A 19,153-nucleotide genomic window follows, 5' to 3' on the forward strand; every position below is an offset into this window, starting at 1 on the left:
GTGATTTTTGCCACTTTGCTGCATAATTACATCAAATAATCGAATAAATCCGCTTGTCCTTTACCCTCATACTCGCTTGCATCCTGTATCAATCCATCATCCAGCCATCGTTTTGGCGCGTTTTGAAGGTAATGTGACCATACTTCTCTGCCTTCCACAGATCGTTGAGGGTTTTCACGCTCCGCTTTGGCAGTCCATACCCAATGTGTCTTGGCTTTTACTGTTTCATTACTCATGCCCCTGTACCTCCTAACTCATGTTGTTTAGACACAACTCTACCGCCATCATGCAATTTCCAGAGCAAAACATCTTTTCCCCATGTGTACGGAGTATCCCACTCCACGCAAAACATTCCACCTCTGAATACTACAGTTCCAACATCGTTCTCATGCTGGAATCTATCCTTCTCGTAAATTTCAGTTCCATTCTCGTCTGGTAGCCCTGTGTATTGACCTACTGTTTCAGGTCGCACTTGGTACGCCCACGGATACCCACCACCATTAGAAATGTATGTTCCAGCCTGTGGTTGTCCAGCAAATCCCTGAGATTCTGCTAAAAGTCCATAATGCCATGTGCCGTTTATGTCTTTTCCGCGGAATTTAATCTCTCTCATGAGTGTTCTTCCTCCCCTAAATTGACCCAGATAACCGCTCCTTGTGGGTGTACATACGGCACTGGCTCAGGATACTTGACCGGATTAGCAAACACCCACGCCCAAGCCTGATTGTAATGATAAGCAACGCGAGTGTCCTTGATGCAATGCTTATTAAAATTGGCACCGAAAACGTCAACCGGACAAGGCAAACAGTCCACAAGATCTACTTGACCATAGACCTTGCCGCTCCCACTCTTGATGATGCCAATCGTTCCGCGCTTATGCGTGCGGCTGCCGCGAATCTCCCACGTCTTGAATCCATCTAGTATCAAGTCAGCCCATTTAGGCTTGATTATCAGTCCTTGCATAGTGTATATCCCTCCCTGTTACCCCTTGATAATTTGATCTAAGTCGAACAAGAATGATTGCATCTTTGCTTTGTTGAACCTGTACAATCTCAAACTTTCTTTAGAGGGCCTTTCGATCATTAATGTGTTGGGTTCGATTCTCAGGTAGCCGTTGTTGTCCAGTTCTTTGTCGTAATATTCTTCATAATCTGTTCCATGACTGGTCGCTGGCTTGGCGATCAAATTAGGCCAGACCTTCCGAGAAAAGCATTCCAGATGTTGATACAGGTCGTTAAACGTCTGTGGATCAAATTTGAATTGATGCATCCATGATTCAGTGTTCTTTTCCAAACTGAATACAACAGACGATTTCTCAAAAATAATGACGAGATTCAATCCGTTCTCTGTCTTGACATTGCTGGTAAACATATTGACATCCCTCCCTGTTAAGGCCCTAAGACCTACGAATCGCATTTGCTACAGCAGAATTTGTACTGAGGTAGCGCACGTTCGTTATAGTGAACTGCTGGCATCCCACAAGCGCACCAGAAACGCGATAGGTTGTCCCGCAATTGTAGATATCCACGCTCATCTTGCATCAGCACTACAAGTCCATTTCCTTGCTCTGGTATCTGCATGGCTTTATCACTCCTTATGGGTTATAGAGAGGCCCGTAGGCCCCTATTTAGGCGTTATATGGCAGTTCCTGCACCTCTGCCTCACAATCTTCGTCGGTCATGGTTGCAAGCAGATCTTCTTCGTATCCGATCTCTCTCAGCAGTTTACGGTCATTGGTTTCTGTGAACATATTCATTCGCTCCTTTGGTTTTATAGGGATATAGGGTAGGGTAAGAGGCTGTTATAGTGAGCCTTAGCCCCTGTGGTGTAGGCTGGGCTGCCCTTTGTGACGTTGATGATCTGTTGTAACGCTTGGCGCATCCTTTTCATCTCTTTTTTCTCTTGTGCCAATTTGAGAAAGTGATTATTACACGGATTGCTCATGTCCCATCCTTCTTTAAGTACCTGTTCAAGCTTTTCTATTTGTCTGATCTCTGATAAGAGTGATTTGGTCATCTATATATCCTCCCCAAGCCATTGTTTGGCGTGGTCTCGGGCTAATTCAACTCCCTCGATCTTACCCAGCAGCCTGTTGGCCTCACGTTTGTCTTTGCAATCAGCGGCTCTCGCTTGCAATTTTTCGAGCCCTCGTATCATTATGTCTAATTCTCCGATGAACTCCTGTTTGTCCATGTATATCCTCCTTACGGGTAGAACCCTGAGCCCTACCCAAGCATTTTGTTGGGTTTAACGATATGGTTATCCCTCTACCTTTTTGAAGCCTGAAATCTTGCCTTTATCGTCGTATTCCAACTCACCTAAATATTCATCATCAATGCGTTCTCTGGACGCTTCACTGTAGGTATTAAAGACCGTGGCTTCTTTGATATCATCTACATAGTCGGAAGAATCTGATCCGTCTGCAAGCAACTTCGCAAATTCATACTGCTCCTCTGAATTGTCCCGTACCAGGATATATTCTTTCATTCTCATTCATCCTCTCTAACCTTTGATTGAGGTGCGGTTAATCCTCCTAATGCCCCTCTCGCTATCACTCGACACGTCACGCCTGCATACTCGCCTCTAGCGTTATTGATTTCTTCCAATGCCGCCTTGTATCGGGTTATGGTCTGTTGTGCCTCTGCCAACTTGTCAGCCTTACTTGTAAGCTGCCGTCGTAGCTCCGCTGCTTCATGCTCCATCTTTAGGTATTGCTTGTCTGCGTTATCAAATGCTTTTTCCCACTTGGCAGACTGCTTATGTGTCTCTTCTAGCTCCTTGCTCAACAGAGCGCGGTTATGTTCCAGGCTTCGGATTGTGAAGTCTTTTGTTTCTAGCTCCTTGAGTAGATAAGAGATGTATTCAGGAGCCTTGATTATCAGAGATGCGTCAGCGTCTGCCAGTGCCTTTTTGATCTCTTCTATACGTTCACTCATGGATGATGCCCCCAAATAACTTTTCTCTTCCAACCGCTTCGATTAGCACATTCATTATTTGTCTCTGAGTCACGATATTGGACGTTTCATGCATAAACTCATGCAGATAGTTTTCCATGATTGACGTACCTCGTTTCACCTCTTCTAGTTCTTGCTCCTTAACGCGTAATTGCCTGTTTAACTCGCCTAATTCGACTGTCTTTACTTCGTCTCTCTCTGCCCACCATTTTTCACGCTTTTCCCCTGCTGTAAGTTTTTCTTGAAGACTGTCTATTAGGGACAGTAATTCCATATATTTATTATTGGGGTCTGTAGTAATCGCCTTGAAGCCTGATTTCAATCGGTGGAATAGTACACCTTCCTCTGTACAAATCAATTCTGATCCATCCAACAATTTATATGTCCGTTCACTCATGCCCCTGTACCTCCTTCCTGCTGTTCAAACCAAAATTGCACTGCTCTGCCCGTCTCCTGTACCAAGCCGTATCTCTTGGCTACGATATATTGATTGTGGTAGCTATTAAGAGAGTGTACGAATCCAGTAACCTTGTCCCTGAACTGCTCAATTGTCAGCGGTCCCTTTTGTAAATTGCATGATGCACACGCCGGAACCTTGTTATCATCGTGATCCAAATGTGGGTTAATGCAGGTATCGGTCCACCAGTTGCGCCGAATTGCCTCTACGTGATCTGCATGCCAGCCTTTTTCACCCAACTCACAACCACAGTAGAAGCAGCGTCCTCCCGTCTTTTCATAAATCGCTCGACGCTTCTTGTTCATGAGTGTTCTTCCTCCCTAACCTCTATGTGGAACAATGCCAATATCTTTGATAGCTGCGCCCTTGGCGGCGCTCCAAATGCATGAATCTTCTCAATCTCAGTTTTCCAATACGCTGTACAATCCTCAAACGCCTTACTACGAGCCTTGTCGCGTTCATCTGCAGCAATATGAGCAAGTGCCAGTTCAATGGTTTCCTGAGCATTCTTGGCTGTCAGGACTACATGATTACCGTGTTTCTCGTAATCTTGCATAGTGTATATCCCTCCCTGTTAAGGCCCTAGCCCCAATGACCATGCCGTTTCATGATCTCTATTACTTCGTCCGCATATGGTTCGTCTGTGTTAATCACTAAGTAGCTGTTAATTGGCTTGCCCTCTGCCCTGCGGTTATCGACGACCTCTTCAACAATGTGACCAAGAGCGACTTTCGATTCGTGCGGCAGATTGTCTATATCAGTTCCTTTGATCACTTGAAACTTGTATGCCATGCCTTCAATGTTTGCCATTTGGTTATCACTCCTATGGGTTATTGGGTTATAGAGAGGCCCGTAGGCCCCTATATCAATCGGTTTCTTCGACTTTCTCTGGCTCTTCAATCCGTCCTACATACCAGTTCTCTATCTGTACGTTGGTGTATTTCAGGAGCACTACCTTTTCCGCTTCTAGGGACTGATCCGTGTACATTCCAGTGCATACTTCCACGTCCACTACATCACACCGTTCGCCCGTTATGTCTGCGTGCCAGCTCTTTACATGGGCAATAAAATCCGCCTTGTCGCTAAAGTCCGCCGTGCGTCCGTATGCGAATTCCAAATCTTCGCTCCACAAAACATCTTTATCCATCTCAAATCGCTCCTTTTGTTGGTTATAGGGATATAGGGTAGGGTAAGAGGCTGTTAAGCCTCATCCCTCAAATGGTTTGGTATATGGGGTATAGGGGATGAAACCCCGTTATTAGTCCTTCATAAACACAATCCAATGCGTCTTGCTCCGCTTATTGCCGAATAACGGTGGCTGCGGAAATAACTTTTTAAGTTGCGCTAGACTCACTTGATCTTCGTTCCATTTGAAAATCAAAGTTCCGTTCGGTTTGAGGACTCGCATACACTCGGCAAAACCCTGCTTGATGTCCTCTTGCCACGTCTCCTGATCCAGCCTGCCGTACTTCTTGGCCAACCACGATTCGTCGCCAGCCTTGAGCAAATGTGGTGGATCAAACACCACCATGTAAAACGTTTCGTCTGCAAATGGCATGCTGCGGAAATCCGCAATCACATCTGGCGACACGTTAAGCGTCCGTCCATCGCATAGTGTGTCGCTCAATTCCCGGTTATCTGCATACACGACGTCTGGATGCTCTTTATCAAACCAAAACATCCGACTGCCGCAGCAAGCGTCCAGTACTCGTTTCATATTCTCGCTCCTTTGGTGGTATAGGGGATGTGTTATATCCCCTCAAACCGCTTTTTCAAAATACTCCTTGATCGCCGCCCCGACCCATCTGCCCATTGGCACCGCTACGGCATTACCAATCTGGCGATAAGCATCATTGTCCGACCCCGAAAAACGGAACCAGTCAGGGAACCCTTGCAGACGCGCATACTCTCTCACGGAATAAGGTCTGATAGACTGCCCGTCATCTACTAGCCGGGTCGATCTATCTTTAGCGTAATGAGCCACACAGGTAGGCGCTTTGCCATCCAAACCAGTAATGATAGGTAAGTCCCTGTATCCACCGTTCAATCGCTTCTGGACGTACTCCGGGGCGTATACCTCAGTGCCTACGTCGATGATGTCTTTCATGCTGATCGGCGTTTCGTCCGGATAGGGTAGGTGATGAATGGGCTTCTTGGTTCCGATCACAATTAGCCGTTTCCGCTCTTGCGGTAGCCACATATTCGCATTCACCGGGCATTCTACCCTGACGTAGTAATTTGGCAGCTTGGTCAGGCACTCCATGACTACTTGGAATTTCTTCATCCCCGGTACATTCTCCACTACGTACACCTCGGGCTGTGCCAGTGCCACATGTCGGAAGAAATGCAGGAACAAGTCATCTCCCGTCCGCGTGCCGTGTATATCTGCTATCGTGCTGTACTTGGTGCAGGGAAACGTCCCTACGTACACATCTGCGTCCTGCTGATCCAGCACAGTGATTTTGGTTATGTCTGATTCATTGACCGCATGCCCGAAGTTCTGCCGCAGCGTGTCGCAGGCTACTTTGTCTATCTCGAATGATTCAATAACATTGATGCCTGCTTCCATAAGTCCCAAGTCCATGCCGCCCGCTCCGCTGAAATAGCTCTTGGCTGTTATCATGCTGCTGTCTCCCTCCTTTATCTCAAATGGGCCAAAATAAGCCTCATGCAGCCATCAAAACCCGATTTTGGACTCAATGTATTGCTTGATGGATTCAACCTCTGTAATAAGCTCCTGTAGGCTCGTAGCAGTGCTTTCAGATATCTTCATCTTGAGCACTTTCTTCATAGCTCCCTCGGCAGATGAAAAGTATCCGTGAGACTTAAACAGTTCCTTTCCTGCGCCATCCGTTTTCCCGGTATACTCCCGAAGCATGAACTGCATGTTGTCTGATTCAAGATAAAGGTTGTTCTCTATGTGTACTTTCATCGTTCATCCACCTTTCGTGGCAATAGTTTGTTATAGGCTTGCATGTATAACCTCGACACGCGCAATATCTTGCGTTTGGATGAGTCCTCCGGGTTGACCAGTCTAACCCTGCCGTTTGCTTCTTTGAGAGGCTTATATGACCCCTTGCGGTTGCTGTATACCGCTCCCGATTCGTCGATGTAGTAGTCTTCATATCCTTTGATCTGTTTCAATAGCCTGTGTCCTGCCGCTCGTGATTGATGGCGTTTTTGGCTTTGTAAGCTTCTTCAATTTCATTCCACGGGAACCCGAATTGTTGCCCGAGACCAATGAAATATTCGATAATCGTGAACCAGTCATGAACATCCATTTCTGGTGACAAAAACTGATATATTACTTGGAAGTTCCTAATCGCACCTTCATCGGATACAGTCGGTACAATATCTGATGTATCCCAAAGCTCTTCTTCATCTACAATTCCAAGTTCAATTCCGATCGAAAGTATGAAGTGTAGGCAGTCGATATATTCTTCTAAGAGTGGACTGTAATGTTCTTGACTAGGACCGTGTTCTAACATGACATTTCTGATCTGCCATGTTCGCGCACGCTGGTTGTCGCTCCAGAATTTGAATCCACGCCATTCATTCGCACATTCGCCTAACTCCACCTGGAGGGCTAGTATCTTCTGTGGCAGCAATTCTTGCCCCTCAAGGCCCTTCTCCTTCACGATTCTCTCATCTAGTACACGTTGCATCTCAAACAGTTCAGATAGGCTCATTTCATAATCTCCTTTATACGTTGTTATATGAATTAATCAAATTAGTCCGAATGTCATCCGATGTGATTCTATGCTTTTTTCTTCCGTTTCTTACTCTTCTTTTCCGCCTTCTCTTCTGGAGGTGCTAGAATCGTTTGTATGACGTCTTTCTGAAATTGGGTGGTCGATGTACCCATTCGGGCCGCGCGCGCGATCTGAGCCAAAACAAATGCGTCTCGCACGTTGTCGGAGGCGTGTTCATACTCCCAACGTTTGAATATTTCAACTGCCAACACATCTTTGTTTATATTGCCCTTGCCGCTTGCGAACTTTTTAAGTGCGCTCGGCGCTACTTCAAGATAGTTGATATTTCGGTTGTACAATTCCATCCGCATTCCCCAACCAATACCGCCAAGGATGAATCCTGAGCCTGATCCGAAACCAAAGCCCTCTATGGCTACCACGTCCCCGTGCTCAACGTTGCTTATTGTTTCGTCGATGATTGAAGCCATGCGTTCCGGGTCCTTGCCTTCTTTTTCTATCTCGTATGCATCTAGCACATTGCCGTTAGTATCCAGGATGCATATTCCTGTTTTTGTACTTGGGTCTATTCCTACAAACCTTGTCATGCCATCACCCCTAATGCCCCTCTAGGACGTTTTTGGATTGTTCCATGCTGCATTCTGTCCACCGCAAGAACTAACACTTCATCTGGGTCTCTGTTGAAGTGAACACCCATTTCTTTAACGCTGACTCCCGATTTCCACATTCGCTCAAATTCTCTGACTTCTGCAGGGTCCCATGTAAAATCCATCTCTTCACAAGCTATATAAATATTCCGTCTGGAATTTTTTTTGTACTTCCCTCTTTCATCTTGTGATTTCTTGCGATCCTGAATGAAGTTAGCTTTCTTCGGGGCAGTCGCGGCCTCTTCTGGCGCCATGCCACTCTTAATCCTCCGCATGAAAGTGGAATATGATATACTGTGAGCCTCCGCAACTTCCTTCTGCCCTCTCCACTTATCAAGTACCTGTGTTTTTGTGGGTTCCGTCATCGCTCTCTCTGGCTTCCACCCTCTGGATAGACGGCCGAGATAAGTGTCGTATGATAATCCGTTCTTTTTGAGTACCGCTGCAATCTCTGGAGTCATCTTGTTCCCCATTTCGTCGCCTCCCTTCACACGTAGGCTCTTTCATAGTGCGCAAATTTCCCATACTGTTTCAGATTCACCATTTCCGCTACACCTGTAGCTCCGTTGCGGTTCTTCGATACGATCATCTCTATGATGTTTTTCTTCTCAGTCTCTTGGTTGTAATAGTCATCTCGGTATAGAAACATGATGATGTCTGCGTCTTGCTCGATGTTTCCCGACTCACGAAGATCACTCATCATTGGACGTTTGTCCTGGCGCTGCTCTACGGATCTACTAAGCTGGGCAAGCGCTACTACTGGACACTCATTCTCCCGTGCCATCTGCTTGAGGCTGGAGCTAATATAGCCAACTTCATCATTGCGGCTGCGGTTCTCGAACTTTTTACCGCCTTTGATCAACTGCAGGTAGTCGATATATACGATCAGGTTAGGACGCTTCTTTTTCAACTTGCGTACCGCTGTCCTAATCTCGTGGATACTTAGCCCTGGTCTATCGTCAATCCAGATATCCAAGCCAGCCAGCCGCGATAGCCCAAGTGTGTATGTCTCCCATTCGTCATCTCTGAGCGCCCCATCTTGTATCCTCTTGCCGTCAATATGGCATTCTGCGGCTATCATCCGGTCGTAAAGTTGTAGCTCGTCCATCTCTAGCGAGAATATTGCGACTGTAAGGCCCTCAGAAGCGTTTCTAACGGCGTTGTTTAGTAGGTAGGCTGTCTTGCCCATAGACGGCCTTGCGGCGACTATATTAAGCGTCTGAGACTTCCAACGACCTGTTATTTTATCAAGGTCGATCCCTGCTGTTGCTGCGCCTGTCGGTATGCCGCTTTCTTTCTTGTCACTGATCACGTCTGCATGCTGTAGCAACCCGTCTTTGATGTGCTTCCACGCGTCTACCGTCTTACTTTGATCTGTGATAGCCTCTATCAAGTCTGTAAGCTCATTAGCAATTTCCTGCGGATCATCCATTTCACCGCTGTAAATCTCTTTTAGCTTTGTCATTGATAGGCGCATCAGGTAACGATCCTTGACGATGCGCTCATAGTTAGCGGTATCTGCAGTAGTCGGCACAGCATTACACATGTCCAGTAGATACTTTGTGCCTCCTACGTCCTGCAGATTGTCCCTTAACTGATAGGATAGGGTGACGATATCAATGTTCTTTTCCTGGTCCCTTACCTCAAGCATTGCGGCGAAAATCTTCTGGTGAGATTCGTGATAAAAGTCTTCTGGTGTAAGTGTCGTTTCGTAGATGATGTCCCTATTGAGCAGTACCGCGCCAAGTACAGCTTGCTCAGCTTCTAGGTTGTAGTAGTTCATTGCTTTCCCTTAGCTGCAGCAATCGTCTTCTTCATCCACTGTTCACGAGTCATGCCCTCTCGCTTCCACGGCGTGAGTCTCGGCGCACTCTCGCGCTCGTTATCTTCTTTCCGGATCATCTCACGTGTCTTCTCTATCTCGCGTTCAGCTAGGATTCGTTCGTTCCTTTTCACTATTTCCGCTATCGAAGGTGCATATTTGCTCTCTCGGATGTGCTCCTTGGCATTCGCCCAGCAATGTTCAGCGTCCGCTTGCTCCAATTCCTCTAGCCAGTTCTCAGCGATCTCCTGATTAACCTTCCAGTTCGGATAGCTCGCAGCCAACTTTCGGAATAACTTCTTCGCATCCTCTCTTTCCATGGCGTACCTCCTACATGTCGTTCAAGAAGTCTAAACGGTCTTGTGCGGGTTGCTTCGCTTCGTTCTTGGACTTCCAGTCGTCCAATGTGCGAATCCCCTTTTGGATAGAATCGTTTGCTATCGTCTCAAAGTACCGTACAGACTTCCCTTCCGACTTCTTCATGTACAATTCGATTAATGGCATTTCAAGAACACCGATATATGATTCCGCTCGTTCCAGTTCGTATATCCCTTTGCATTTGATTTGATAAGTTTTGATCCAGTTAGATATATCTTCTTTATCATTCTTTTCTTTCTTATCATTCTTGTTTGTGTCCGCTTGTGGTCCGTCCGTGGTCCGCCTGTGGTCCGCCTGTGGTCCGTCTTCGGTATCCGAATCGTGATAAAGCCCGTAGTTACATATGGTTATCGTGGTTCGTTTGCGGTCCGCTTTTCGGGTAATCATTCCGTCTTTCTCCAGCAAGTCGAAGAAAAGTCGAATTTTGTTTTTGCCCCAATCCCAACGGTCCATGAGCTTAATTTCTGAGGTAACGAACTGACCACGTTCAACGTCGATCAGCTCATTACCATGCAAAAATCTGTTGCCTTTGTGGTTCGCCATCATGATCATGTCCAGCCATGCTTCATAGCGAGAAAACTTCCTTTTCTCCTGGTAGATCCAATGGTCTTGAATTTTGCGATGGAGCTTAATCCATCCGTCCATGTCACCACCTACTTAATTGCTTGATGTGCCAACACCGTATTAATTGCCCGTGCCATGAAGTTCCGCGCTTTGATCCCGTCTGGATTTTCATCCAGCCAATCATGGCATGACGTACAAAGGTGTATCAGGTCCGTTACCTTGGTCTTATGGTCAATTTGCTTGCGTCCAGTAAGATGCGCCCGCTCCGTCGCTCTAGCCCCGTTACAAAGCTCGCAGAGGCCGTGTGAACGCTCCTTAAGCTGTCTATCTACTGTTGTGCTTATCTCGCCCTTCTTCTTCTGTGTGAGCTTCACGCGCTTTGATGGGGCTGGCTTATCGACAGGATGATACCCGTAATCAATTTTTCTCATGTAGCCACCGTTCGGACTTCCGGACCAACACACATACCTCTACTATCAATACCAACCCAAGTGCAATCACATATCCTGCCAGGGGTATCATGTTCATTCCTCCTCAGATGTCAGTCTGTATTTTTAAGAGACTTTGAAGTGCGGATACTTGTACTTTTATGGCGTCGGCGGCTTTGATCCCAGCTTGGAACTGTGTTTCTGCCAAGTCTCGTTTGAACAAGTGTTCATGTACGTTCCCTCTTGCTAGATCGGGTATTAAAGTTACCGGGATTTTGTCCTGGCGCAGCCGAAACATTTCCTTCGCTAACTCCATTCGGTAATCTCTCTCTGTCTCAGCCTTGGACTTGCCTAAGGAAAACAGCGCATCCGCTGAATTCCCAAGGCGTTTAGAGGCTTCGTACAGTTCATTAGTTACATTAGTTAGTTCCATTGGTCACCTCAAAATGGTAAGGAATCATCGTCTATGTCAATAGGTTTACCGTCATCTTTGAAAGGGTCTTTATCATACTGTCTTGCTGGTGGATCGTTAGGGTCACCTTGCCTCCGGTCATTACGTGATGACTCCAGAAAGCGTACATTGTCCGCTACAACTTCCGTTACGTATCGGCGCCGACCTTCATCATCCTCATAGCTACGAACCTGTATACGGCCTTCTACGCCAACTAGACGACCCTTGCTGAGATAGTTAGCTGATGCTTCGGCAGCTTGCTTAAATACCACCACAGGGATAAAGTCGGCGTCTTGTCCGTCCTGTGATTTGAAAGCTCTGTCCACAGCAAGTGTGAAATTTGTTACCGCTGTTCCAATTGGTGAATAACGCAATTCAGGATCTTTGGTTAAGCGCCCCACTAGTACCACTCTATTGATTGACATGTCTATTTCTCCTTCTGTTTTTCAATTAGTCGTTGAGCAAGCTTGTCATGTAATTGTTCCAAGGTATGGCCCTTTTGCAGCATGCTATCAATCCATTCCTGCATACCTTCTGTGTTGCCGGATAATAAATTCCACTTAATCTCGATTGCCTTCATTTCCCTGGCATCAGCAGCCGCGGCCTTCTCGCGCTCAATTCGCTGCTTTTCATCCAGTTCAGCACTACTCACCTTGTCCGGATCTTCGCCTGTTGGGATCGCAAAAGTACGAAGGAACAAATACTTGTAGCTGTAGGTCATGGCCTTGCCGACACCCTTGTCCTGGCTATCCACTCCGGTACCAGAGGAAACTATGGTTTCGTGCTCACCTGTCTCGATATCAACGATCTTGTACGTAACATCAACCGTTGAAAGGTTTCCGTCCTTGGTGTGAGTCTGAGCAACAGGAAGTACGACAAGCCCGTGTTTGATCAAACTAGCACGCACGGTAGCGGTTACTTTCTCCTCGCTGATCGCCTTATATTTGGTGTTTCCGAACTCCACCTTGTCATCTTTAGAAAGGTACTCCACATCACGCATGACAGCGCTGATTTTTTGATATAGATTCAACTTCACTTCATCCGACATCTTTACATCCTCCCAATCCCGTGATATAGTTTCCGTAAATTGTTTATTAATTTTGTTGTTGACATTGGCTGCAACCAGTGTCATTTTTCTTTTCCAGCTCACTCTTCAACTCTCGCAAGTTGTCCAGCACGACATTGAGATCAAATCTTATAAAGTCCGATATATCATTCAAGTCGCTGCAAACCGACCTTAGTCCGGTATTGGACGGGAGGTTTTCCAGCTTTGTTATTGCTTGATTCAACTTGTCCAGCATCCGTCTTCCCTCCTTTAATTTGCTTTCTTATCCGGTCGTATTCCTGTCTATGCGCTTGGCTTGGGAAAGCAAACTTCGGATACTTACCCTCTACCAATGTTCCACCTACTAGATTAAGCGCGGAAATGTCTTCAAATGCATCACTTGCTTTAATCCTCACTGCCATGTACATCTCATTCACCTACCGTTATTTCTTCTGCGCCCATGTGTTTAGCTGCACACTCAGCAGAGCAACATATTTCGCCGCCACAATCCCACCCTGTATAGCCCGTTGGTATGTCATTAGGACAATTATCAGCAGCACAAGGATGTACTTCTGTTTCGCTATCTTGTGGATCGTGAAGACCTCGCTCAAACCTATCCATACATCACGCCTCCCATTTGATCTTCTGTTCCAGCTCAACGTAGCGACCAAATGACAATCTATCTTTTATGATTCCGAATCCCTCATCTACCTTGTACTGCTCATACAGATAATCTAGATGCTCATCATTCATGACACTCAAACCCCGTAGACTCTTAGCCATCTTTGGTTTGCGTCGCCACCACATGACTATCACCCCTTATTAGATTCAGCCTGCCATTTTGCTACTACACTAAGTGGAAACCATGAACCGTGTCGGCGTACATGTGGAGCACCATCAATGATCTTGCCAGCGGCGAAACGTGTGTATAGGTTCTTCATACCTCAACACCCGCCTTAAAACGTAATTTGATAAGTTCGATAACCGCTTGGTACTCTTTGCCGTAGTCACTATCACCATGACGCTTAGCGACCGCCGCTTCAAACTCAGCGAGACTCCCAGAGAAACAACCTCGTTTTACCGCTATCCCACTATCCTTAGTGCGGAATACCGTCAATGTGCCGTCCTCACTGCCAATTGGTGTAATGACCATTAGTTGCTTCCGCTCATACACCTCTGCGTCGCCATACACCTCTGCGTCGCCAGACACCCTTGCGTTGCCAGACACCCATGTGTTGCCATACACCCCTGCGTTGCCAGACACCTCTGCGTCGCCATACACCCTTGCGTCGCCAGACACCCTTGCGTTGCCAGACACCCATGTGTTGCCATACACCCATGCGTTGCCAGACACCTCTGCGTTGCCATACACCCTTGCGTCGCCAGACACCCTTGCGTTGCCAGACACCCATGCGTTGCCATACACCCTTGCGTTGCCAGACACCCATGCGTTGCCATACACATTAATGTTGTCTATCTTTTCGACCCATCCTCCCAAGTCACCGGCAGATACATTACCGAAGTCTTTTACAGCTCTGATACGGTGCAACGTGCGTCCAAAGTATTCTTTAGTTTCACCAGTAAATTCGAATTTTTCGTTTCTCATTACGCGTTCACTCCCGATTCTAAATTTTGGATAAGTGTCGTCATCTCGTTGTTACCTGACCAATAGTTACGTGCTCGGTTGATAAAGTCTTGGACCTCTTCTGGTTTACAACGCTTCACGCATTCGTTATAAGCTGCTTTCAATACTTGTGCTTCTTTCATGTTCATTCTCCTCTCTTAATTGGCTCTTCAAGAAATGCGTTTAGTTCCTTGCGATATTCTTCGTTTGCATCACCAAGTAATTGTTCGAGCTTGTCCACGTTCTCAGCTTGGCTTTTAAAGGCTTGAGCGGTACTGTGGTTTCCTTTGTGAGCATGTACTATAGACTTAGTGGAGAGGTCTTCTGCTACGGCTCTAAGGCCGTCCAGTGCATTCAACATGTCGTCAAAGTCCAGCGTTCGGATGAATTCAATCAGTTTTAGTTCTTGGTCGGTTAGCATCATTGGCGTAACAGTCATGATTATTTCGCTCCTTTGTCATTATTCAAATTTGACGCTGTACTTAATTGCCATTTCCTTAACGATCGCCAAGTATTGAACTCGTTCAAAAACTTAACTTTCATCTTCATGGCTTCTGGGGTTACATACGCCATAGCGACAATAGCAAAGGCATCTTCGGTCATATCGAATTTGGGGTACTCACGGCCACGCTCGTTACGATAACTTGACTCCGCAAAGTTGCGGAGTGAGAATTCTGTTTCTCCGGCAGCATCAAGCTTTTCAAGCTGAGTTCTTATGTCCCTCAAAACATCGTCATGGGCTTTTTTGAATACGTCAGCCATTATTAAACTGTCCGTCACTGCTTGTCCGTTCTGTAAGAATACTAATTGAGTCATATAATCATTCCTTTCTAAGTAGGAGTTTTGTACATCACTGTCGAACAGTTGTTAATTGAAGATGATTTCGAAAGGGTGTTACTTATGAGGTTAGATCATGATTGTGTCAGAGATATCTTACTTACAATCGAGAAATATTCGACTTTGAACAATGTTTTGACTTCATTCCATTTCCAAGGATTCGATGAAACGAAATCCTACCCGTTAGAAGACATCATTTACACTATCGCTCGCCTTAATGAAGCTGGATTTCTGAATGGTAGTTTCAGAGCTTATGACAATTGGCCTCTCCCCCTGATTTCTGGGCTCACCTACAAAGGGCATGAGTTCCTTGATAACATTCGTGATAACAATGTCTGGGAAAAGACGAAGGAAAAGGTTGGTTCGTCGTTCGCCAGCGTTTCAATATCAGTCATTGGGCAAGTCGCTGGAAGCATCGCTAAAGGTATGATGGGATTTCCTTAATTCTGTGTTCCTTTCCTCAAGAAACTTTCGAACGTCATTCATAAAGTCTTCGTGCTTGTTCAAATGAAGATCATCCGAAATCATATCGAACGATACAACGATCTCACTTACTGCAGTTTCGTGCGGCATCCCTTTGGTAATCTGGTTTATTCTGTACCCTGCCAGATATACATTAGGGATGTTTTTTTCTCCTAGTAATTGAGTCATGCAGTTTCCTCCTTCTCAATCGTGGGTAGAATGCCTTCGCCTTTAAGTAGGTCATAGATGAACAGTCTGCCTTTCTGCGTCCATTTCGTGCTAACCTTCGAGTTATCAGCGTCTATAACGTGCGTCGAGGTCTGTGTATAGCCTTTGTCCTGATACTTCGCATATAAGAGCCAAATGTCACCTTGTTTGAATTGAACACCGAGGTCGTGAAGCATTTGATTCATAGCTTTGGCGCTCATGCCGTAGTCCTTTGCAATCTTCGATACAGAAAGTAGCGACTTGTTTTGTAACACTAGATCGTAGTAAGAAGCTTTCGGCTGCAGTTCGTTATTTTGTTGCACGAGTACCAAGTTTTCCGTTGTCAGCGCAGCTACCTTTCGTTCCAGAAATTCATGTGCTCGTTTGATGACCATTTCAGGGCTATTCCACTTACGCTCAAGGTCGAGGAAGTATTGACGTGCTTCCCTGCCTTTATCGTTACGTTGGATCATGCACAGTTCTTTTGCCATCTCGATTTTGATGTGATGGTCGACTACATCTTGTACCCCTCCAAGGGTCGGACATTTTTGGGTCACCCTTACGAAGTCTACATTTTCAACGAATCCGTATTCGACCATTCTTCCAAACCATTTCCTGTACTCTGTACCAATCTCCAGAAACTCATGAAGATCACGACCACTTACGAGTAGGTTCCCGTTTTCGTTCGAGATGGTTGGAATCAATGATGTTTGAGTTACTGTCATGCAGTTTCCTCCTTATGGGGTGATAAGCTTGTCCGCCGAAACGACTCTTACGAGTCGCCTTCTTGACTTTCTTCATTTTGATTCTGAGTTGGAACATATGTCCCATTATTAATTGCTCTCAATATCGCTTTAGCGCACAACTCATGTATGAAGTCCTGGACATCTTTCGGGAATTGCTCAATGTGCATAATCACCCCTCCCGTATATGTGTATGATTTTCTCCAAAGTGGACAACCCTACTTAAAGGGATGTGGTTTGTGTCTTTTTATGACACTTAACTTCAAAAAAAATTTCTACTGGCACATTAAAAATTTCGCTAATTGTTACAATCTCATCCACATAAAACTTAGATATACCACTTTCTTTTCTTTTGTAGCCAGTTAGTGATAGACCCAACTTATCTGCCACCTGTTGTTGTGTGAGTTTAGCCATTACACGAGCGGCCTTCACTGTGATGGTCAAGAGCTTCACCCCCTCTCGTGAACGTGTCTTTTTTAGACACCCCAATCTTATCATCACCATCCAAAGCGGTCAACCATAAAAAGACACAAATAAATATTTTTCTTGTTAAACGTGTCTTTTTATGTATATAATAAATTCAAACAGTTAGAGGAAGGCGGTTTTTTAGTTGTCAGCAAAATCTGATTCTAAATTATTTTATTATGTAGTTGGTAGCAACATAAAAAAATACAGAGATGTAAGAAATTATAGTTTACAAGTGCTCGGGGAAAAGGTGGGGCTGACCAAAAAGACAATTCAACGTTATGAAAATGGCGAAATTAAAATAGATATGGATAGACTCGCGGATATCGCAGAGGCTTTGGATGTTGAAGTCAAGCAATTACTCGATGGTGCAGAATCATTTCTGGGTGTCGATGTGAACGACTTAGATGTGGCGAGAATACCTATCGTTGGTAAAGTTTCGTGTGGTAACGGAATCCTTTCATATGAACATATTGAAGGCTATGAAGAGACTCCACGTTCGTGGATAAAAGGCGGAGATTATTTTTATGTCCGAGCTTCTGGCGATAGCATGGTTAATGCAAGAATTTTTGATGGGGACCTCTTGTTGATTAGAAAACAAGAAGATGTTGAAGAGGGAGAAATAGCTGCCGTTTCTATTGATGACCAAGTGTACCTGAAAAGAGTTTTCAAAAATAACGGAATTATGATCCTTCAATCAGAAAACAAGGAAAATTACGCTCCTATTATTAGAACAAGTGATAACGCTGAAAACATCAGGATACTCGGTAAACTCAAAAAGATAATAATTGATAACTAAGGAGGACCATTCGTGCAACACATTGCAATTTATATTAGAGTTTCAACCGACGAACAGGCTGAACATGGTTATTCAATTGAGATACAGAAACAAAAATTAGAGGCTTTTTGCATATCACAAGGCTGGGATTATTATAAGTTTTACATAGATGACGGGTTCACTGGAACAAAGATGGAAAGACCAGCGCTAAAAAGAATGATTAGACACATAGAAGAAGGAAATGTCTCAACAGTTCTTGTACATAAACTCGACAGACTAAGCAGAAAACAAAAAGATGTTCTACACTTGCTTGAAGATGTTTTTGATAAAAATAATGTTACTTTTAAATCATCAACAGAACCTTTTGACACTGCTTCGTCATTTGGTAAAGCTACAATCGGCATTCTTGCCGTATTCGCACAGTTAGAGAGAGACATGATCGTTGAACGAATGACATTAGGAAGAAGGCAACGCGTTGATGCTGGTAAGTGGTATGGTGGCAGAATACCCTTTGGTTACATTTGGAACAAAGAAATTGAAATGTTAGAGATAGTACCAGAAGAAGCTATGATAATAAAGCAAATTTACAAACTATACCTTCAAGGTCATTCGAGACTATCAATTGCGGAGTGGGCAACATCCAGAACCAACAAACGAACAATTGACCACAATATTGTCATGGAAATATTAAAACGGCCCGTATACTCTGGGAAATTCAAAAACTCAGGCAGGATAGTCCAAGGGAAACATGAGGCTATTATCCCACAAGAAATGTGGGATGCCGTTCAAAGAGAAACCGAAAAAAGAAAAGAGGGCCAAACCCCATTGGGCGAATATTTATTAACTGGCCTCTTAAAGTGTGGGGTATGCGGAGGTCCAATAGTTCATGTGAAACGAGTGACTAAAAGATCAGGCAAAACTTACGCATATGAATTGTATGCTTGTAAAAAACAGCATGTCAGAGTAAAGGATCGCACTGGTACTTGTACTCTAGGATATCCACGACGAGAACTGGTCGAAAAATATGTGATACAACAAATAAAATCGCTTGGCACCAATCCAAAAAAAGTTAATGATCTTCTTCGTGGAGATGATGACTCTTCTGATGCTAAAAGACATATCGACACCATAAGCGATTCTTTAAAGAAAATAGATGTTAGTTTGGAAAACCTTTATGACGCTATCGAATCTGGAGATATCAAAGCCTCATCTGTAAGAAGTAGAATAAAAAAGCTAGAGGAACAACGCGAAAGCCTTGAAAACGATTTGGATGAGATGTTAGACAATTCAACAAGAAAGCATGACAAAAAAATATTCATTGATACAATCACGCAAATCGGACTCGCTTGGGATTATTTTGATGAGGATGAGAAGAAAGCAGCTATCAGGAAAATAGTTAACTATGTCACTCTAACCGGCAAAACTAGTGACCCTAAAATTGATTGGCTTTTAGCTTGATTTTTCTTCATTCAGGTGGTTGTTCGCTAAAACAAAATACAAATCAAATGAAAACAAAGAACCCGCTGAAATAAAGGGTTCTTTGTTTTTTTGGTCTATTTTTTCTTGTTGTAGTAACTAAAT

The 19,153-nt window shown here is 44.8% G+C and carries 40 protein-coding genes; 3 read left to right on the forward strand and 37 right to left on the reverse strand.

Annotated elements, in window-relative coordinates; genetic code table 11:
- Window positions 1-26 precede the first annotated feature (26 nt).
- The 35 genes from K331_RS28920 to K331_RS28945 form a co-directional block, all read right to left on the reverse strand.
- Window positions 27-236 carry a hypothetical protein gene (locus K331_RS28920; protein ID WP_051289630.1) on the reverse strand — a complete coding sequence of 70 codons (210 nt, stop codon included), beginning with the start codon at window positions 234-236 and terminating at the stop codon, window positions 27-29.
- A complete protein-coding gene (locus K331_RS28925) occupies window positions 233-613 on the reverse strand; it encodes a YopX family protein (protein ID WP_051289632.1) in 381 nt (126 codons plus the stop codon). Before K331_RS28925 ends, K331_RS28920 begins: the two co-directional genes overlap by 4 nt.
- Window positions 610-963, reverse strand: coding sequence for an ASCH domain-containing protein (locus K331_RS0105010; RefSeq protein WP_028589438.1), 354 nt, complete (start codon window positions 961-963; stop codon window positions 610-612). Before K331_RS0105010 ends, K331_RS28925 begins: the two co-directional genes overlap by 4 nt.
- Before the next feature lie 18 nt (window positions 964-981).
- Entirely contained in the window at window positions 982-1,371 is a 390-nt protein-coding gene (locus K331_RS0105015) for a hypothetical protein (RefSeq protein ID WP_028589439.1), read from the reverse strand.
- A 256-nt stretch (window positions 1,372-1,627) separates the two neighbouring features.
- Entirely contained in the window at window positions 1,628-1,750 is a 123-nt protein-coding gene (locus K331_RS32930) for a hypothetical protein (protein WP_264177744.1), read from the reverse strand.
- A gap of 20 nt (window positions 1,751-1,770) precedes the next feature.
- Window positions 1,771-2,016 (reverse strand): hypothetical protein, encoded by a 246-nt coding sequence (locus tag K331_RS0105025; RefSeq protein ID WP_028589440.1) that lies wholly within the window; start codon window positions 2,014-2,016, stop codon window positions 1,771-1,773.
- Window positions 2,017-2,193 (reverse strand): hypothetical protein, encoded by a 177-nt coding sequence (locus K331_RS31805; RefSeq protein ID WP_156897611.1) that lies wholly within the window; start codon window positions 2,191-2,193, stop codon window positions 2,017-2,019.
- Between the two features lie 66 nt (window positions 2,194-2,259).
- Window positions 2,260-2,487 carry a hypothetical protein gene (locus K331_RS0105035; protein ID WP_028589441.1) on the reverse strand — a complete coding sequence of 76 codons (228 nt, stop codon included), beginning with the start codon at window positions 2,485-2,487 and terminating at the stop codon, window positions 2,260-2,262.
- A 2-nt stretch (window positions 2,488-2,489) separates the two neighbouring features.
- Window positions 2,490-2,936, reverse strand: coding sequence for a hypothetical protein (locus K331_RS0105040; RefSeq protein ID WP_028589442.1), 447 nt, complete (start codon window positions 2,934-2,936; stop codon window positions 2,490-2,492).
- The gene (locus K331_RS0105045) at window positions 2,929-3,351 is read right to left on the reverse strand and encodes a hypothetical protein (RefSeq protein WP_028589443.1); all 423 of its coding nucleotides are present in this window, start codon (window positions 3,349-3,351) and stop codon (window positions 2,929-2,931) included. Before K331_RS0105045 ends, K331_RS0105040 begins: the two co-directional genes overlap by 8 nt.
- On the reverse strand, window positions 3,348-3,716 hold the full coding sequence (locus tag K331_RS0105050; RefSeq protein ID WP_028589444.1) for an HNH endonuclease: 369 nt from the start codon (window positions 3,714-3,716) through the stop codon (window positions 3,348-3,350). The genes K331_RS0105045 and K331_RS0105050 overlap by 4 nt, the downstream gene beginning before the upstream one ends.
- Complete coding sequence (locus K331_RS0105055; RefSeq protein WP_028589445.1) at window positions 3,713-3,967, reverse strand: hypothetical protein; 255 nt, start codon at window positions 3,965-3,967, stop codon at window positions 3,713-3,715. The genes K331_RS0105050 and K331_RS0105055 overlap by 4 nt, the downstream gene beginning before the upstream one ends.
- A 26-nt stretch (window positions 3,968-3,993) precedes the next feature.
- Window positions 3,994-4,221, reverse strand: coding sequence for a hypothetical protein (locus K331_RS0105060; protein WP_028589446.1), 228 nt, complete (start codon window positions 4,219-4,221; stop codon window positions 3,994-3,996).
- 55 nt (window positions 4,222-4,276) lie between these two features.
- Entirely contained in the window at window positions 4,277-4,558 is a 282-nt protein-coding gene (locus K331_RS0105065) for a hypothetical protein (protein WP_028589447.1), read from the reverse strand.
- Window positions 4,559-4,669: 111 nt separating this feature from the next.
- Window positions 4,670-5,128, reverse strand: a complete 459-nt coding sequence (locus K331_RS0105070) for a class I SAM-dependent methyltransferase (RefSeq protein WP_028589448.1) — start codon at window positions 5,126-5,128, stop codon at window positions 4,670-4,672.
- Between the two features lie 42 nt (window positions 5,129-5,170).
- Window positions 5,171-6,034 (reverse strand): DNA cytosine methyltransferase, encoded by an 864-nt coding sequence (locus K331_RS0105075; protein ID WP_028589449.1) that lies wholly within the window; start codon window positions 6,032-6,034, stop codon window positions 5,171-5,173.
- 54 nt (window positions 6,035-6,088) lie between these two features.
- Window positions 6,089-6,343, reverse strand: coding sequence for a hypothetical protein (locus K331_RS28930; RefSeq protein WP_084165345.1), 255 nt, complete (start codon window positions 6,341-6,343; stop codon window positions 6,089-6,091).
- Window positions 6,340-6,555: a hypothetical protein gene (locus K331_RS0105085; protein WP_028589450.1), complete on the reverse strand. Its 216-nt coding sequence runs from the start codon at window positions 6,553-6,555 to the stop codon at window positions 6,340-6,342. Before K331_RS0105085 ends, K331_RS28930 begins: the two co-directional genes overlap by 4 nt.
- Window positions 6,552-7,100 (reverse strand): dUTP diphosphatase, encoded by a 549-nt coding sequence (locus K331_RS0105090; protein WP_028589451.1) that lies wholly within the window; start codon window positions 7,098-7,100, stop codon window positions 6,552-6,554. Before K331_RS0105090 ends, K331_RS0105085 begins: the two co-directional genes overlap by 4 nt.
- A 68-nt stretch (window positions 7,101-7,168) precedes the next feature.
- Window positions 7,169-7,708 (reverse strand): hypothetical protein, encoded by a 540-nt coding sequence (locus K331_RS0105095; protein WP_028589452.1) that lies wholly within the window; start codon window positions 7,706-7,708, stop codon window positions 7,169-7,171.
- Window positions 7,705-8,241, reverse strand: a complete 537-nt coding sequence (locus K331_RS30895) for a hypothetical protein (RefSeq protein WP_051289634.1) — start codon at window positions 8,239-8,241, stop codon at window positions 7,705-7,707. Before K331_RS30895 ends, K331_RS0105095 begins: the two co-directional genes overlap by 4 nt.
- A 14-nt stretch (window positions 8,242-8,255) precedes the next feature.
- Window positions 8,256-9,551: a replicative DNA helicase gene (gene dnaB, locus K331_RS0105105; protein WP_028589454.1), complete on the reverse strand. Its 1,296-nt coding sequence runs from the start codon at window positions 9,549-9,551 to the stop codon at window positions 8,256-8,258.
- Window positions 9,548-9,910, reverse strand: a complete 363-nt coding sequence (locus tag K331_RS0105110; RefSeq protein WP_028589455.1) for a hypothetical protein — start codon at window positions 9,908-9,910, stop codon at window positions 9,548-9,550. Before K331_RS0105110 ends, dnaB begins: the two co-directional genes overlap by 4 nt.
- A gap of 10 nt (window positions 9,911-9,920) precedes the next feature.
- On the reverse strand, window positions 9,921-10,613 hold the full coding sequence (locus K331_RS28935; protein ID WP_051289636.1) for a hypothetical protein: 693 nt from the start codon (window positions 10,611-10,613) through the stop codon (window positions 9,921-9,923).
- 8 nt (window positions 10,614-10,621) lie between these two features.
- Window positions 10,622-10,963: a hypothetical protein gene (locus K331_RS0105120; protein ID WP_036634213.1), complete on the reverse strand. Its 342-nt coding sequence runs from the start codon at window positions 10,961-10,963 to the stop codon at window positions 10,622-10,624.
- Window positions 10,964-11,066: 103 nt separating this feature from the next.
- On the reverse strand, window positions 11,067-11,393 hold the full coding sequence (locus tag K331_RS0105130; protein ID WP_028589457.1) for a hypothetical protein: 327 nt from the start codon (window positions 11,391-11,393) through the stop codon (window positions 11,067-11,069).
- An 8-nt stretch (window positions 11,394-11,401) separates the two neighbouring features.
- Complete coding sequence (locus K331_RS0105135; RefSeq protein ID WP_028589458.1) at window positions 11,402-11,836, reverse strand: single-stranded DNA-binding protein; 435 nt, start codon at window positions 11,834-11,836, stop codon at window positions 11,402-11,404.
- A gap of 2 nt (window positions 11,837-11,838) precedes the next feature.
- A complete protein-coding gene (locus K331_RS30900; RefSeq protein ID WP_084165368.1) occupies window positions 11,839-12,459 on the reverse strand; it encodes an ERF family protein in 621 nt (206 codons plus the stop codon).
- A gap of 164 nt (window positions 12,460-12,623) precedes the next feature.
- Entirely contained in the window at window positions 12,624-12,878 is a 255-nt protein-coding gene (locus tag K331_RS0105145; protein ID WP_156897612.1) for a hypothetical protein, read from the reverse strand.
- A 7-nt stretch (window positions 12,879-12,885) separates the two neighbouring features.
- Window positions 12,886-13,077 carry a hypothetical protein gene (locus K331_RS31810; RefSeq protein WP_156897613.1) on the reverse strand — a complete coding sequence of 64 codons (192 nt, stop codon included), beginning with the start codon at window positions 13,075-13,077 and terminating at the stop codon, window positions 12,886-12,888.
- A 3-nt stretch (window positions 13,078-13,080) separates the two neighbouring features.
- Window positions 13,081-13,209, reverse strand: a complete 129-nt coding sequence (locus K331_RS32935; RefSeq protein WP_264177745.1) for a hypothetical protein — start codon at window positions 13,207-13,209, stop codon at window positions 13,081-13,083.
- Between the two features lie 184 nt (window positions 13,210-13,393).
- Window positions 13,394-14,062, reverse strand: a complete 669-nt coding sequence (locus K331_RS0105160) for a hypothetical protein (RefSeq protein ID WP_028589461.1) — start codon at window positions 14,060-14,062, stop codon at window positions 13,394-13,396.
- Window positions 14,062-14,223: a hypothetical protein gene (locus K331_RS31815; protein ID WP_156897614.1), complete on the reverse strand. Its 162-nt coding sequence runs from the start codon at window positions 14,221-14,223 to the stop codon at window positions 14,062-14,064. Before K331_RS31815 ends, K331_RS0105160 begins: the two co-directional genes overlap by 1 nt.
- A 2-nt stretch (window positions 14,224-14,225) precedes the next feature.
- The gene (locus K331_RS0105170) at window positions 14,226-14,519 is read right to left on the reverse strand and encodes a hypothetical protein (protein ID WP_028589462.1); all 294 of its coding nucleotides are present in this window, start codon (window positions 14,517-14,519) and stop codon (window positions 14,226-14,228) included.
- Between the two features lie 2 nt (window positions 14,520-14,521).
- Entirely contained in the window at window positions 14,522-14,896 is a 375-nt protein-coding gene (locus K331_RS28945; protein ID WP_051289641.1) for a Rha family transcriptional regulator, read from the reverse strand.
- Window positions 14,897-14,980: 84 nt separating this feature from the next.
- On the opposite strand from K331_RS28945, the gene K331_RS31365 reads away from it, so the two are divergent.
- Window positions 14,981-15,361, forward strand: a complete 381-nt coding sequence (locus K331_RS31365; RefSeq protein WP_156897615.1) for a DUF2513 domain-containing protein — start codon at window positions 14,981-14,983, stop codon at window positions 15,359-15,361.
- Window positions 15,362-15,564: 203 nt separating this feature from the next.
- Here the strand turns inward: K331_RS31365 and K331_RS0105185 are convergent, their stop codons facing one another.
- Both K331_RS0105185 and K331_RS0105195 read right to left on the reverse strand, forming a co-directional pair.
- Window positions 15,565-16,311 carry a phage antirepressor KilAC domain-containing protein gene (locus K331_RS0105185; RefSeq protein WP_036634217.1) on the reverse strand — a complete coding sequence of 249 codons (747 nt, stop codon included), beginning with the start codon at window positions 16,309-16,311 and terminating at the stop codon, window positions 15,565-15,567.
- Between the two features lie 240 nt (window positions 16,312-16,551).
- The gene (locus tag K331_RS0105195) at window positions 16,552-16,773 is read right to left on the reverse strand and encodes a helix-turn-helix domain-containing protein (RefSeq protein ID WP_028589465.1); all 222 of its coding nucleotides are present in this window, start codon (window positions 16,771-16,773) and stop codon (window positions 16,552-16,554) included.
- A 166-nt stretch (window positions 16,774-16,939) separates the two neighbouring features.
- Between K331_RS0105195 and K331_RS0105200 the strand changes: the two genes are divergently transcribed.
- Together K331_RS0105200 and K331_RS0105205 are read left to right on the forward strand one after the other, a co-directional pair.
- Window positions 16,940-17,593, forward strand: coding sequence for a LexA family protein (locus K331_RS0105200; RefSeq protein WP_084165349.1), 654 nt, complete (start codon window positions 16,940-16,942; stop codon window positions 17,591-17,593).
- A gap of 12 nt (window positions 17,594-17,605) precedes the next feature.
- The gene (locus tag K331_RS0105205) at window positions 17,606-19,030 is read left to right on the forward strand and encodes a recombinase family protein (RefSeq protein ID WP_028589467.1); all 1,425 of its coding nucleotides are present in this window, start codon (window positions 17,606-17,608) and stop codon (window positions 19,028-19,030) included.
- Window positions 19,031-19,153: the final 123 nt, after the last annotated feature.

Origin of the sequence: Paenibacillus massiliensis subsp. panacisoli DSM 21345, assembly GCF_000426545.1 — a bacterium.
Classification (GTDB): domain Bacteria; phylum Bacillota; class Bacilli; order Paenibacillales; family Paenibacillaceae; genus Paenibacillus; species Paenibacillus panacisoli.